The organism is Paenibacillus durus ATCC 35681 (assembly GCF_000993825.1).
GTDB lineage: Bacteria > Bacillota > Bacilli > Paenibacillales > Paenibacillaceae > Paenibacillus_AQ > Paenibacillus_AQ durus_B.
In genome coordinates, this window is sequence record NZ_CP011114.1 from 640,881 (window position 1) to 654,264 (window position 13,384).

Annotated in this window: 16 protein-coding genes, 3 tRNA genes and 1 pseudogene; 15 read left to right on the plus strand and 5 right to left on the minus strand. The window is 50.6% G+C overall.

Translation table 11 applies throughout. The annotated features are described in order from the left end of the window. Positions 1 to 20: 20 nt before the first annotated feature. The 3 genes and pseudogenes from VK70_RS28805 to VK70_RS02855 all read left to right on the plus strand — a co-directional run. Positions 21 to 167, plus strand: a pseudogene (locus VK70_RS28805) (alanine dehydrogenase); the annotation flags it as partial. A gap of 174 nt (positions 168 to 341) precedes the next feature. After that, positions 342 to 416 (plus strand) — tRNA-Glu (locus VK70_RS02850). A gap of 3 nt (positions 417 to 419) precedes the next feature. Continuing rightward, positions 420 to 502, plus strand: a tRNA-Leu gene (locus tag VK70_RS02855). A 116-nt stretch (positions 503 to 618) separates the two neighbouring features. Here VK70_RS02855 and VK70_RS02860 read toward each other — a convergent pair. After that, entirely contained in the window at positions 619 to 1,245 is a 627-nt protein-coding gene (locus VK70_RS02860) for a hypothetical protein (RefSeq protein WP_025697626.1), read from the minus strand. A 430-nt stretch (positions 1,246 to 1,675) separates the two neighbouring features. On the opposite strand from VK70_RS02860, the gene VK70_RS02865 reads away from it, so the two are divergent. The 9 genes from VK70_RS02865 (at position 1,676) to srlD (ending at position 7,701) form a co-directional block, all read left to right on the plus strand. Further along, positions 1,676 to 2,044, plus strand: a complete 369-nt coding sequence (locus VK70_RS02865; protein WP_025697628.1) for a helix-turn-helix domain-containing protein — start codon at positions 1,676 to 1,678, stop codon at positions 2,042 to 2,044. A 68-nt stretch (positions 2,045 to 2,112) separates the two neighbouring features. Beyond that, a tRNA-Leu gene (locus VK70_RS02870) sits at positions 2,113 to 2,195 on the plus strand. Between the two features lie 160 nt (positions 2,196 to 2,355). Further along, a complete protein-coding gene (gene cysK / locus VK70_RS02875) occupies positions 2,356 to 3,288 on the plus strand; it encodes a cysteine synthase A (RefSeq protein WP_025697629.1) in 933 nt (310 codons plus the stop codon). Positions 3,289 to 3,507: 219 nt separating this feature from the next. Next, on the plus strand, positions 3,508 to 4,485 hold the full coding sequence (locus VK70_RS02880) for a sugar-binding transcriptional regulator (protein WP_025697631.1): 978 nt from the start codon (positions 3,508 to 3,510) through the stop codon (positions 4,483 to 4,485). A 16-nt stretch (positions 4,486 to 4,501) separates the two neighbouring features. After that, positions 4,502 to 4,924, plus strand: coding sequence for a transcriptional regulator GutM (locus tag VK70_RS02885; RefSeq protein ID WP_036641678.1), 423 nt, complete (start codon positions 4,502 to 4,504; stop codon positions 4,922 to 4,924). A 17-nt stretch (positions 4,925 to 4,941) separates the two neighbouring features. Continuing rightward, positions 4,942 to 5,487, plus strand: coding sequence for a PTS glucitol/sorbitol transporter subunit IIC (srlA, locus tag VK70_RS02890; protein ID WP_025697633.1), 546 nt, complete (start codon positions 4,942 to 4,944; stop codon positions 5,485 to 5,487). A gap of 12 nt (positions 5,488 to 5,499) precedes the next feature. Continuing rightward, a complete protein-coding gene (srlE, locus tag VK70_RS02895; RefSeq protein ID WP_025697634.1) occupies positions 5,500 to 6,504 on the plus strand; it encodes a PTS glucitol/sorbitol transporter subunit IIB in 1,005 nt (334 codons plus the stop codon). Positions 6,505 to 6,527: 23 nt separating this feature from the next. After that, the gene (locus VK70_RS02900; RefSeq protein WP_025697636.1) at positions 6,528 to 6,893 is read left to right on the plus strand and encodes a PTS glucitol/sorbitol transporter subunit IIA; all 366 of its coding nucleotides are present in this window, start codon (positions 6,528 to 6,530) and stop codon (positions 6,891 to 6,893) included. A 28-nt stretch (positions 6,894 to 6,921) separates the two neighbouring features. Beyond that, positions 6,922 to 7,701 carry a sorbitol-6-phosphate dehydrogenase gene (gene srlD, locus VK70_RS02905; protein ID WP_025697638.1) on the plus strand — a complete coding sequence of 260 codons (780 nt, stop codon included), beginning with the start codon at positions 6,922 to 6,924 and terminating at the stop codon, positions 7,699 to 7,701. 116 nt (positions 7,702 to 7,817) lie between these two features. Here the strand turns inward: srlD and VK70_RS02910 are convergent, their stop codons facing one another. Then, complete coding sequence (locus tag VK70_RS02910; RefSeq protein ID WP_025697640.1) at positions 7,818 to 8,297, minus strand: glutathione peroxidase; 480 nt, start codon at positions 8,295 to 8,297, stop codon at positions 7,818 to 7,820. A gap of 183 nt (positions 8,298 to 8,480) precedes the next feature. On the opposite strand from VK70_RS02910, the gene VK70_RS02915 reads away from it, so the two are divergent. Next, complete coding sequence (locus tag VK70_RS02915; protein ID WP_025697642.1) at positions 8,481 to 8,915, plus strand: organic hydroperoxide resistance protein; 435 nt, start codon at positions 8,481 to 8,483, stop codon at positions 8,913 to 8,915. 115 nt (positions 8,916 to 9,030) lie between these two features. On the opposite strand, the gene VK70_RS02920 is transcribed toward VK70_RS02915, so the two are convergent. The 3 genes from VK70_RS02920 to VK70_RS02930 are packed head-to-tail and all read right to left on the minus strand — an operon-like array spanning position 9,031 to position 12,078. Then, positions 9,031 to 10,158 carry an ABC transporter substrate-binding protein gene (locus tag VK70_RS02920; RefSeq protein ID WP_025697644.1) on the minus strand — a complete coding sequence of 376 codons (1,128 nt, stop codon included), beginning with the start codon at positions 10,156 to 10,158 and terminating at the stop codon, positions 9,031 to 9,033. A gap of 37 nt (positions 10,159 to 10,195) precedes the next feature. After that, positions 10,196 to 11,005 carry an ABC transporter ATP-binding protein gene (locus VK70_RS02925; RefSeq protein WP_233277755.1) on the minus strand — a complete coding sequence of 270 codons (810 nt, stop codon included), beginning with the start codon at positions 11,003 to 11,005 and terminating at the stop codon, positions 10,196 to 10,198. Next, positions 11,005 to 12,078, minus strand: coding sequence for a FecCD family ABC transporter permease (locus tag VK70_RS02930; RefSeq protein ID WP_144415168.1), 1,074 nt, complete (start codon positions 12,076 to 12,078; stop codon positions 11,005 to 11,007). Before VK70_RS02930 ends, VK70_RS02925 begins: the two co-directional genes overlap by 1 nt. Before the next feature lie 360 nt (positions 12,079 to 12,438). Between VK70_RS02930 and VK70_RS02940 the strand changes: the two genes are divergently transcribed. Further along, a complete protein-coding gene (locus VK70_RS02940) occupies positions 12,439 to 12,717 on the plus strand; it encodes a hypothetical protein (protein ID WP_025691393.1) in 279 nt (92 codons plus the stop codon). A 254-nt stretch (positions 12,718 to 12,971) separates the two neighbouring features. Further along, on the plus strand, positions 12,972 to 13,355 hold the full coding sequence (locus VK70_RS02945; protein WP_036641684.1) for a thiol-disulfide oxidoreductase DCC family protein: 384 nt from the start codon (positions 12,972 to 12,974) through the stop codon (positions 13,353 to 13,355). The last annotated feature ends 29 nt before the right edge of the window (positions 13,356 to 13,384 follow it).

Consider the following 13,384-nt stretch of genomic DNA (forward strand, 5'->3'; position numbering starts at 1 on the left):
ATGGAGCGGCTATCCTTCTATCTGAAATTCTTTCCACTGCTTCGGAGGTGTGGTCTAAAGCAGAGATGGTGATCAAGGTGAAGGAGCCTTTGCCGGAAGAGTACGGCTTCTTCCGCCAGAATCTGATCCTGTTCACATATCTCCATCTGGCTCCGGAAGCGGCTTTGAAGGAAACAGGACTCGTTTAGACGGATTTACTGCTTATCTCCGCGGGAAGGGCGGAGGCGGGCATTCGCGGCGGTTTGCATCCATGGGGCAAGCCGCCGTATTTTTTTGAAAAATAGTTCTTGTCAGTTGGTCTGGGATTTGATATAATCATTTTTGTTGTGAAACTAAAGCATGGCCCGTTGGTCAAGGGGTTAAGACACCTCCCTTTCACGGAGGTAACAGGGGTTCGAATCCCCTACGGGTCACCATAAGCGGTAGTGGTGGAATGGCAGACACGCTATCTTGAGGGGGTAGTGGGCGTACGCCCGTGGAGGTTCGAGTCCTCTCTACCGCATAATAGTCAAGGAAGAATCCTGAGAGATCAGGGTTCTTTTTTGGATTTAAGGGAACTTTTGAGAGGTCGGAAATTATCGTGAACTCGGCGGAGAAGGGGCATGACGGTTCACGGCGTTAATCAGCCAACCGTTCCAAAGCGCCGGGATATTGGGGATACAGCTGGGCAATGCACTCGGGACAAATGTCATGGGTTAGTTCGGTATGTAGTTCCTGCTCCAGAAAACGTTCTACCGGAATCCATTCGCTGTCCTTACGGATGGATTTGCAGGAAGCGCAGATCGGCAGATAATGATAGGGCTTCCGACTGAGTGTATGGGCCGGCGGCTTGGCTTGGTGCGGGTCTGCCGCGTGAGAAATAAAGCGGTGGGATAGCAGAACAAAAGAGATCGAGCGCTTAGTCTCTTCAGGTATAGCAAAGGCCTCAATTTGGAACCATTTTCTTCCCTTCAGGGAAGGAGGTTTGGGAAACCTGCCGCTGTAAACGAGCCGTTCCTCCGAGAAGATGGAATGGACGGCCTGGGTTAGCTCCAGCATAGAGTCCGGCGGAAGAACAAGCTCACGCATCATTTCAAAATAGTCTGTTCCCGTCCATTCGAAGCGCATGGAAAGGCCCGAAGCGATACCGAAGCTCTTCCATGGTTCGTTCGCAGCGGCGATCAATCCATGTCTGTCGACAGCCAGTGAGATGCCCGGCAGGGAGTGTATCAATCGGATAGCGAGGGATAAGGCGCTTTTGGACAAAGGGATCGCTCCTTGACAGATTTCAGGATAGGATACTAAGATTAAGCAGATAAAAAGAAAGCTCAGTCATTTCGCACTTCATACGTTATGTCCGCGGTTATATCCAGCAGTTGGTTCACCAGCCGGCGGTACCGTAAGGCGCTGCGCGTTCCGTGAATTAGATTGGATAGGCGGTAGGGCGGTATGCCGTGCATTTGGCAAAAGTCTTTCTGACTCAGCATCATCTCCGCCAGGCGCTGCTTGATTGTCCATCCGTAAGGGGTTATAGGCTTTTTGCTGCGTATATTGCTCACCTCTTATCGACATTACAGTCATATGATATAATGGGCTAAAGCATAAGATTAGTTAATTATATACTTTTTTACGTCATTTTACAATAAAAAATGACTTATTTACGTTATTTGTTATCATTTCGGAAGGCGGTCTGGAAATGCAGTCCATTTATGATCGAATTGAACTTTTGATTGAACAAAAAGGCATGACCAAAAAAGCGTTCAGTGAGCAGCTTGGCATCAGCACAGGAAATATGGGAGACTGGAAGCGGGGCAAGTCGACGCCCGGAACGCATAAATTAATCGAAATCGGTGCTTTTTTCGGCGTCAGTCTGGACTGGCTCATCTTGGGCAAGACTTCCCCGTCGATACTGCGCGAAGAAAGCGAGGATTATTTTTTTGAGCAAATACGGCAATCCAATTGCCATTTCGATGAACTGCAACCCCGGGAGAAGGAGTTCATCAAGGAATATCTCGCTTTTACCGAATATCGCAGACGGAAACAGGAAGAGCAGCTTCCTGAATAATTAGCTTTACTTTTGAGGAAGAAGAGAGTATAATAACATGTGTTGGCCTCAAAAAAATGATTCACCGCGCGGTAGTGGTGGAATGGCAGACACGCTATCTTGAGGGGGTAGTGGGCGTACGCCCGTGGAGGTTCGAGTCCTCTCTACCGCATATAGAAAGAAGCCTTGCGCAGCAGGGCTTTTTTTGTTTTGCGTATGGCGGTTTTACAAACGATGGGAATTCCGGTATGCTCTTCTTAATACCGAGTTTTTGCATGGGGATAGATGAACGCTTTTATTTTGAAAAAAACTGATTTTGGAGGCAGTGCATAATGGGGAAGATCGTGAAGAGTTTGACCGAACTGATTGGAAATACGCCGCTTCTTGAATTGTCGAGTTTCAATGAGGATGGCGCGGCGGCGACCATTCTGGCGAAGCTGGAATATTTCAATCCGGCGGGAAGCGTGAAGGACCGGATCGGATACGCTATGATCAAGGATGCCGAGGACAAGGGGCTCATTAACAAGGAGACAACCATTATTGAACCGACCAGCGGCAATACCGGCATCGGCCTTGCCTTTGCTGCGGCGGCTCTGGGCTATCGGTTGATTATTATTTTGCCCGAATCCTTCAGTATAGAGCGTCGAAAGCTTCTGAAACAGCTTGGGGCGGAGTTGGTGCTGACCCAGGCTTCGGAAGGCATGGCGGGCGCGATCCGCAAAGCGCAAGAACTGTCCGCTGAGATACCCAATTCCTATATTCCGCAGCAGTTCGAGAATCCGGCTAACCCCGATGTACACCGGAAGACTACGGCCGAAGAAATTTGGAACGACACGGATGGAAAAGTGGATATTTTCGTCACCGGCGTCGGTACCGGCGGTACGATCACGGGAGTCGGCGAGGTTCTGAAACAGCATAATCCGCAGGTGCGGATCATTGCTGTGGAACCGGCCGGTTCGCCTGTTCTGTCAGGCGGGCAGCGGGGGCCGCATGTCATTCAGGGCATCGGTGCAGGCTTTGTGCCGGGTAACTTCAACCGGGCTGTTGTGGACGAGATCATCACGGTGAAGAATGAAGAAGCGATTGCAACGTCGCAAGAACTGGCAAGGAAGAAAGGGCTGCTTGTCGGGATTTCTTCCGGGGCTGCGGCATTCGCTGCTTATCAGCTGGCTAAACGGCCCGAAAACAGCGGGAAGAACATCGTCGTCCTACTGCCGGACACCGGCGAACGTTACATTTCAACCGAATTATTTCCCGAGGAATAGAACGAGAAGCGGCATGCAAGCCGCGCAAGCAGCGGTCAACAGACCGGTCGCCGAGCAGAAATGCCCGTTGACCGGTCTTTATTTTTAACTAATAGAAAAAAGCCTGTCCGCTGTATTGACGAAAAGAAACTGTAAGCGTATACTAAAGCCACAAAGCACAAATGATAAAATAAAATGCACATATGTGCTAATAATATAAATGGTCTGGAGAGAAAGCCGATGACAATCCTTGATGAAGATAGAAGGCTGTTGGCTCAAATCGCTCGAATGTATTACCTCGACGACATGACACAGAGCGAAATTTCAAAGGCGCTGGGCATATATCGCACTTCGATCAGCCGGCTGCTTAAGAGAGCCCGGGAAGAAGGTGTGGTCCAAATCAAGATTACGGAGGGCACAGGCAAATACGAAATTGAGGAACGTATGGAGAGTGTATTTCAATTAAAAAGGGTGATTGTAGTGCCTGCCACCCCTGAATTGTCCGAGGCGGGACGAAAAAAGGCCGTGGCCAGAGCGGGAGCCGAGCTGATGAAAAATGTAATAGTGGACGGCGATGTCGTAGGATTGGCCTGGGGCACTACCATGGGAAGCCTGATCGGGGAATTTACCAATTGCGAGCAGCGTTCCGCACATTTCGTTCCCCTGGTTGGGGGGCCCGGGCCGATGGAAACGAAGTATCATGTCAATGCCATCGTGTACAGCATCGCGAATGACTTCAGAGGAGAAGCGTATCTGATTGACGCAGCGGCCGTTGTGGAACGCAAGGAAACGAGAGACGAAATCGTGCAAGCGCATTATTTTCGCAAAATATCCGATCTGTGGGATCGTCTTACGGTCGCTGTAGTCGGCATCGGCGCTCCCATCAGCAATTCCAACATGATCTGGACCGGATTTTACGGCGACAAGGAGATTGCCGACCTGAACCGGCATCAAGCGATCGGCGATATTTGCTCTAGGTTCTACGACTCGGAAGGGAAGTTAATCGAATCCGAATTAACCGAGCGTACGATCGCCATTCCGCTGGAACGGCTTCGGAACACCCGGTATACAATTGCTCTGGCAGAATCGGCAGAGAAGGCGCCTTCCATTATCGGGGCCATCAAGGGCAAATATATCAACACCTTGGTCACCAATGAAGAAACTGCGGTAGAGATGCTCCGCCTGGCGGCGCAGAAGAAACCACAAGCAATGAACTGAAGGGGGGTGATTAATCATGGGATTTATCATTATCGCGATGGCATTGTCATGGCTTTTGCAAAGTGTGCTCGGGTTCCTGCAAATCAGACATTTCAACCGGCATTATACGGAACTGAGGCGGATCGGGCGAGTTGCCATCGGCAAAAAGGCGGGAAGGTTCAGGGCTGGGACCGTCGTAATGCTCGCAATCGACTCGCAGGGGAAGATTCTTAAAGCGGCTAGGATTCAGGGAGTTACGGTCTTTTCTAGAGTGCGATCCTTGAAAGGTCTGGAAGGTAAGCCGCTGCCGAAGCTGGAAGAGGGAGATCTCGCGGGGTTCGACAAGCTGACTAAGGGCGCTATAAGGGATGCCATAAGCAGCTATAAGATTATTTCAAATGGAGGTGAACTGAAACTTAAGAAGACCTGGATCGAAAGACTAATACCGGCGAAAAAATAACAAAATGGGGTGAAAGTATGGAAATTGTAACAAACCTGGCCAACGGCTTTATGAATCTGTTCAGGCAGGGAGGCGTGACCTTTACCAATCTGGTTACAGGAATTGTCCCGCTGCTGATTATGCTGTTGGTGGCTATGAATGCACTGATTCAACTGATCGGCCAGGAACGGGTGGAGCGAGTCGCAAGAAAATCAGCAAAAAATCCCTTTACGCGCTATTTTATCCTTCCGATTGTAGGCACTTTTATTCTTGCCAATCCGATGACCCTCTCGCTGGGAAGATTCCTGCCCGAGAAATACAAACCAAGTTACTATGCCGCCGCCTCTTATTCCTGCCACACGCATAACGGATTGTTCCCGCATGTGAATCCCGGAGAACTGTTCGTATTCCTTGGAATCGCGGCTGGCATCACTACACTGGGCCTCAACACGACAGAACTGGCGCTGCGGTACTTCCTGGTAGGGATTGTAACGAACTTTTTTAGAGGCTGGGTAACCGATCTTACCACTTCCATCGTCGAGAAGCAGCAGAAAGTAAAACTGAAAGAAACCATTAATTTGTAGGAGGTGGGAAATTTGAGTCATTACAATGCGGTTATTATCAAAGCGGGAACAGGCGGGTTTGGTGGTCCGCTCATTATCAGGCCGACTGAGGAAAAAAATAAGGTGGTCTACATAACGGGGGGAACGAAACCGGATATTGCCGACCACATCGCGGAGCTTACCGGGGCCGAACTGGTAGACGGCTTTAAAACAAGCGTGCCGGAAAAGGAAATCGCCTGCGTGATCATCGACTGTGGAGGGACACTGCGCTGCGGCGTGTACCCGCAAAAAGGGATTTTAACCATTAATGTGCTCCCGACGGGGAAAAGCGGACCGCTGGCAAAGCATATTACCGAGGATATTTATGTATCCGGAGTGAAGGTTTCGGACATTGAGCCGTATGAAGGTGCTGCAACACCCCATACAGCCCAGCCCGAAAAAAGTGATACAGAAATAAAAACCCAACCTAAGTATAGCGCAAACCAAAAAATAAGTGAACAGCAAAAGCCGAAAGGCTTGCTGGCACGGGTCGGCATGACAATGGGCTCCATTGTAAGCGTATTCTATCAGGCGGGACGGGAAGCGATAGATACGGTCATCCGAACTATTCTGCCATTCATGGCTTTCGTGGCTATGCTGATCGGCATTATTAACGCCTCTGGAATCGGCGACGTATTCGCCAAATTTCTCTCGCCGTTCGCGGGCTCGCTGCCTGGCTTGCTCCTGATCTCGCTGGTATGCTCTTTTCCGTTGCTGTCTCCTTTTTTGGGACCGGGTTCGGTTATCGCGCAAGTTGTCGGCACCCTGATCGGAGTGGAAATCGGTAAAGGAAATATCCCGCCACATCTGGCGCTGCCCGCCCTGTTCGCCATCAATTCCCAGGCTGCCGCCGATTTCGTTCCCGTGGGACTGGGACTGGCGGAGGCTGAGGTGGAGACGATCGAGGTAGGTGTGCCAGCCGTATTGTACGGCCGGTTTCTTACCGGGGCGCCCACGGTCTTTATCGCTTGGTTGGCAAGCTTCGGCTTGTACAGTTAATGTTCTGAATGGAGGACTTTGTTATGCAAACCATTTATCAAACCCGAATTACGCAGATCGGTTCGTCGGTGTTTGATTTTATAGAAGATAAAATCTTTGTGCTGTTCGGTGAGAACGCGCCTTCGGATGTAGCGGATTATTGTATTCTGATCCATGTTAACGATGTGGAAGGCGAAATCGAAAAGGGAGATGTTCTGCTCCTGGATGGCATCGAGTATATGATCACTTCGGTCGGAAACAAAGTGGCCAGAAATTTAAAGCTGCTCGGGCATATCACCCTTCAGTTTGACGGAAGAGAAATGGAAGGGCTGCCCGGCACGCTGTATTTGGAGAACAAGGATTTTCATAAACCGGGAATCGGCGGCGAAATAAAAATTATTAGAAAATAAAAAGATCGATAAAGGAGTGCTAAGAGATATGAGTCAACGTAAAGTAGCAATAGTTGCCGGCGGAGGCCAAAGTTTGGGAGAAGCGCTTTGCTATCGTCTCGCTGACGAAGGTTATAATATTGTTGTGGCTGATTTAAATGGTGAACATGCGGGGAGCGTAGCTCGGACCGTTGAGGAACACCATGAACAAAAAGCGCTGGGTGTAGCGGTAAATTTCATTCAAGAACACGAAGTAATTGAGATGGTGAATAAGGCAACTAAAGCCTTTGGGCGCATTGATCTGCTGGTTTATGTGGCGGGTGTCGCCAAGAGCCGTAAAATTACCGACTTTGGCCTGGAAGATTGGAATTTAACCGTCGACGTAAATCTCACCGGATACTTTTTGTGCGCAAGAGAAGTGTCGCGAGTCATGATCGGGCAGGGCGGTGGAAATATCATCCAAATCAATTCGAAATCAGGGAAGGTCGGCAGCAAGCATAATTCGGCCTATTCCGCCTCCAAATTCGGAGGGGTGGGGCTGACGCAAAGTCTGGCGCTTGATCTGGCGGAGCACAATATTCGTGTCAACTCGATTATGCCGGGCAATCTGCTGAAATCGCCGATGTTCCAGAGCCTTATTCCCCAATATGCCCAAAAGCTTGGCATCAAACCGGAAGAGGTGGAGCAGGTATATACGGATAAAGTGCCGCTGAAGCGGGGCTGCACATATGACGATATCGCCAATGCCGTTATCTTTTACGCTTCCGACAAAGCGTCTTACATGACGGGACAATCCATTAACGTAACGGGTGGACAGGTCATGCACTAACCGGGGAGTGCCTCCAGAACGAATGCAGGTGGTAAAACGAAAAGGATTGTGCAGAATTTATGATGCTGCGCAATCCTTTTTTCTTTTTCCCGGGGGGATACTGGCTGCACCTTTATTCAATCCAGCAGAGTCTTAATTTCATCTTCGATGCTTTCGGGCGTCGTCGTCGGGGCAAAGCGTTTCAGCACACGTCCTTCACGGTCAACCAGGAATTTAGTGAAATTCCACTTTATGCTTTTGGAGCCGAGCGCGCCGGGAGCCTCCTTCGTTAAATATTTGTATAACGGGTGGGCGTTGTCGCCGTTAACCTCGATTTTTGCATACATTGGAAAAGAGACACCGTAGTTGAGCTGGCAGAACTCCTGGATTTCCTCGCTGCTGCCGGGCTCCTGCGCCGCAAACTGGTTGCTGGGAAAGCCGAGTACCTCAAAGCCGCGGTCCTTGAATTTTTCGTAGACCTCTTGGAGACCTTTGTATTGAGGGGTGAAGCCGCACTTGCTGGCCGTGTTCACAATAAGCAGCACCTTGCCTTTATACTTGGATAACGACTCTTCCTGACCGCGCAGAGTATTGGCATGGAAATCATAAACGCTCATGAATGGGGTCCTCCTCTAAATTATAATATATTTATCACAATTTAATTTTAAACAATTTAGAATCACAATCAAGTCCTTTGGAGAAAAATTAAAATTTTTTGTAATTTCTCGTTTCAAATCACGCCTCAAGTTTAATTAATGGTATTGCTAGGGTGAAAATTGGATGATAAAGGAGACGATATTATGAAAGCATTATATACGGCTAGCGCAACGGTTCGCGGAGGACGTGAAGGCTCATTTGAATCCTCCGACGGTGCATTACAGCATAAACTGAGCATGCCTAAAGAATTGGGTGGTGCGGGAGGAACGGGCACGAATCCCGAGCAGCTGTTTGCTGCGGGGTACGGCGCCTGCTATGAAAGCGCGCTGGCCTTTATTGCGCGGCAGGAAGGCGTCAAGCTTCAGGATGTGGAGGTTACGTCGAACGTATCCATCGGCAAAGATGAGAGCGACGGAGGATTCAAGCTGTCCGTACGGCTTGATGTAAAAATGTCGGGTATTGACCATGACAAAGCGAAGGATTTGGCGAAAAAAGCCCATGATTTCTGTCCGTACTCCAAAGCAACGAGGGGAAATATCGAGGTGGAGCTGAACGTGCTGGAAATGAGCCATCAGTAACTCTTAGCTATGCGGACAGCCGAAATTATTGCATAAATAAAAGACCCGTTACCGCATTGATGATGTGGAAGCGGGTCTTCTGTGTTTTTCTGAACGACTGAAGTTTAAACCGTTATTACTCTACCGGCGGTTTGCTGTCAATGATTAGCTGCGCTTCGTCATTGGTGAGATCGTAATTCAGGAACTGCTTGTAGAAACTTACGGTTTCTTGGACGATGTTCAGGTCGGGAAACAGATCGGGATGCAGCGTTTTGGCCGCCCATTGGATTTGCAGCGCGGCTTCTGCGCCGTAACGGTCCCAGAGGAAAGCGCCGCTCGGGTTGTTATAGACATGGCCGTTCTTAACGGCATTAAGCGTCTTCCATGCGGGATCGTCCATGATGTGGTCGGTATCCGTCAGGCCGCTGCCGATCATAATATAATCCGGATTCCAGGCAACAATCTGCTCCAGACTTACCGGCTTCATGTTGCCGCTGATCTCTTGAGCGGCATTGACGCCGCCAGCTACTTCAATCCAGTTCTGGATCATCGTGTCCTTGCCGTCAACCTGAAGCGGCGACAGGGACTGAATATGCAGCACCTTAGGCTTATCCGACTCGGGAATTTTGGACGTTACAGCCGTTATCTGTTCGAGCTTGCCATCGAGATAGCTGATAAAGGAATCGGCCCGGGTACGCGCATCTTCCCCGAGAATGTCCCCCGTCAGCCGGAAGCATTCCTTCATCTCGTCGAAATTCGTAAAGTTAAGTGCCACTGTAGGAATCCCGGCATTCTCCAGAGGCTGAATCAGCGGAGAACCGGTTGACGCAAAGGCGATATCAGGCTTGTTCTTCAGCACCTCTTCCATCTGCGCTTCGGATTTGGTGAAGGCGGTCACGGCATTTTTCATTTGCGGATTAACTTTGTACAGCCAAGGAACCGACTTGGGCGTAGAGACGGTGGACACGATTTTGCCGCCGGCTCCAAGAATGGTCACGACTTCATTATGAGCAGGCCAAGCGTCAGCAATAGTATTGATTTGCGAGGGAATTGTCACCTGGCGTCCGTCTGTGTCCGTAATGGTCTTGCCCGCATCGGTTGCCGTCGAGGAGGCCGCCTGCGGAGAGGCTGCCGGCGATGCCGCGGTTCTGGTGTCACCGGCATTTGCGTTTGAATTATTGCTCCCGCATCCTGCCAGGACCAGAATTAATGCAAACGATAGTATGAACGCTACTAAACTTTTTTCCTTGAATCTTCTTTGCATGATAGTACCTCCTATAGCTATGAATAATGAAGTTTGGTTAAGACAACTCCTCAAGCCTTTGACTTCCTGTCCGCATAAGCGGAACGCATGTCTTCACTTGCTGTCCTGTGGCGGCGGTAAGTTCCGCAATCTCGACATCGATACCGTAGGCGGATTTCAAATTTTCGGATGTTACCACCTCCTTCACAGACCCTGCTAGGAAAGGAAGCCCGCGGCGCAAGAGCGCCACCCTGTCTGAGCATAGAAAGGCGTGATCCGGAAAATGCGACGTCATGACTACCGTCATTCCCCGATTGCTGAGCAGCCGGATTTGTTCCAGCATTCGGATCTGGTTGCCGAAGTCCAGGTTGGATGTCGGCTCGTCCATTATCAAGATGTCCGGCTGCTGCGCCAGCGCCCGGGCGATCAGGACCATCTGCCGCTCTCCTCCGCTCAGCTCCGTATATACTCGATCCCGCAGATAAGTGATCTGAAGCATTTGCAGAGCCTCATCGGCAATGCTCCGGTCTTGGGGGCTCGGTGAGGCGAACAGCCCAAGGTGAGCGGTACGGCCCATGGTGACCACATCGATGACGCTGAATGGAAAAGGAGCGCCGTGCGCCTGAGGGACGTAGCCAACGGAACGGGCCAGCATTTGTCTGGACCATCCTTCGGTGCTCTGCCCATTAATTTTGACTGTTCCCCCTAAGGGCTTCAGAAAAGACAGCAAGGTCTTGAACAAGGTTGTTTTGCCTGCGCCGTTGGGACCGAGCAGACACATAATCTCCCCGGCCTGAACCGAAAAGGTAACCCCTTTGACAATCGGCTGACTGCCATATCCGCAGGAGAGATTCTCGACTTCCAGCATCAGTCCCACCCCCTTTTTCCAGTAAGGAGCAGCACAATGAAAAAGGGAGCCCCGATCAGGGAAGTCAGGATTCCAAGCGGAATTTCCATAGTGAGTGCGCTGCGGGCAATATCATCGACAAGCAGCAGATAGGTCGCGCCATATAGGGCGGAGACGGGCAGCAGCACTTTGTAGTTTGGCCCGACGACCATACGCGAGAGATGGGGCACGATTAGACCTACCCAGCCGATCATGCCGCTGACGGATACAGCGGCGGCGGTCAGCAGGGTGGAGCAGATGATGGTAACGATGCGGATTCTGGCCGTATTGACACCAAGCGATTGGGCTTCCTCCTCGCCAAAAGACAGTACGTTCAGTTTCCAGCGCAGCAGAAGAAGCGGTATCAAACCGATGAATACGAGCGGGGCAAGGATTGCCAAATCATCCAGTCCGACAAGAGACAAGCCGCCCATCAGCCAAAAGGTGATGGAGGGAAGCTTGTTGTCGGGATCGGCAGCCAGCTTAATAATCGAGGTGAACGATCCGAACACGGTGGAAATGACGATCCCGGTCAACACCAGGGAAAGCACCGCCCCTCCTCTGCGGCTGACCAGCGATCCGATGGAGTAGGTCAGCGCCACCGCTCCAATGCCCAGCAGGAAGGACAGCAGCTGAATGCCTCCCGGGCCAAGCGACAGCAGCATCGCAAGCGCTGCGCCGAATCCCGCCCCGGCGGAGGCGCCCAGAATATCCGGTGACACCATCGGATTACGGAACAAGCCCTGGTACGAAGCTCCGGCGGCAGCCAATGCTCCGCCGACGAGCAGGGCGGCGGCGATTCGCGGAATGCGCACATTAAACAGGACGGTGCTTACAGAATCCGGTCCCGGGTCGGGCAGTCCGAGCAGGCGGGCCCGGATGATATCCGTCATCTGGGACAGCGAGACGCTGTAACGTCCGAGCGTAAAGGAGAGGAGCAGCACGGCAATTGGCAGTCCGGCGGTCAGAACGATCCGAATCACCCGTCTGCGTTTGCCGGAGGAATTTGTCGTTTGACTCAACATTTCGGACGTTTGTGTCATTTTTGCGTTCATCCTTCAGCCTCCTTTTTCTGAATATTTCTGAAACCAACTTGAAAAGCCTAAGTTTTTTTACATTTTGATATAAAAAGATAAATATTGTTATGACATTTAGCATATATTCATTATTTTTATATATAATTAGACATAATTAGATCGAAAAAGACAGCGGTTTTCGCGTTCATAGCCATAGCATTCCGGTAGACTTTGATCACAGGCCGATAATCCCGATTTTTTCCTTCATTAACCTCGGCTTTAAACTCATCCTTGCTTTGGTTGACATCCCCCCTAAAATTCTTTAAGATGTCTAAGTATCTGAGCTTACGGTCATGTACACATTGGATCAGCCAAAATTTAAAATAATAGGTGATGAACATGTCTTATAAACCGGTAATCACGAACGTGACGAAGGCCAGCAGCAACGACAAGGAAGGGCTGTATGAATTTATAATTAAGCTTGCTGACGGAACGGAATGCCGCGCGTTTTACCATCGGTTTCCTGAATGGAGAATGACGAACATCAGCCGACTTCTCAAGACTCCCTGCCCGATTTGCCGCAAAGACTTTATTTGTAAGTGCATGGAGGCGTTCACCGGAGACTTGGAAGATCAAATGATCGGTGACAACTGGATTGAGAAGACAACTGCCGAGTAACAGCAGCAGACAGGAACTTGGAGCGCGGGAAGATTCCCGCGTTTTTGTTTTGCCGTAAAATGGGGCAAGATAGAATATGAAGGAAGGAGAGGAGCCGGATGGCTGATGTGAGAAGTACGCAATCCACCGAGCGGGAGATGCCGGAAGAACAAGGAAAGACGGAGCAGCAGAAAAAGGTGAATGTATCATCGAATACGAAAGAGCGGACAAAGGCGGCAGCGCCTCAAAAATCAACAGACACCAACGAGGCATCCATTGTGCTGATCGACGGCGTTTGTCATTTGTGCGGATGGCTCACAACCTTCATTATTCCCCGTGATCCCGAGGGACGTTTTCGCTTCGCGCCGCTGCAGAGCGACATCGGGCATAGGCTGCTGGAAAAGGGCGGGCTGGACGCTCATCGGCTGGATACGGTAGTGCTGATAGAGAAGGGGAGGTACTATACGGAATCGGCTGCTGCTCTACGTATTCTGCGCAGGCTTCGCTTTCCCTGGCCAGCCGCTTATCTGCTTATCGCCGTACCGGCTCCGCTGCGCAACAGACTGTACCGGTATGTGGCAAAGAACCGCTACCGCTGGTTCGGCCGCGATGATCAGTGTCTAGTGCCTACGCCGGAGATCCGGGGGCGGTTTTTGTAGTGTGATCCCCTTCACGTTGCACGTTCGCT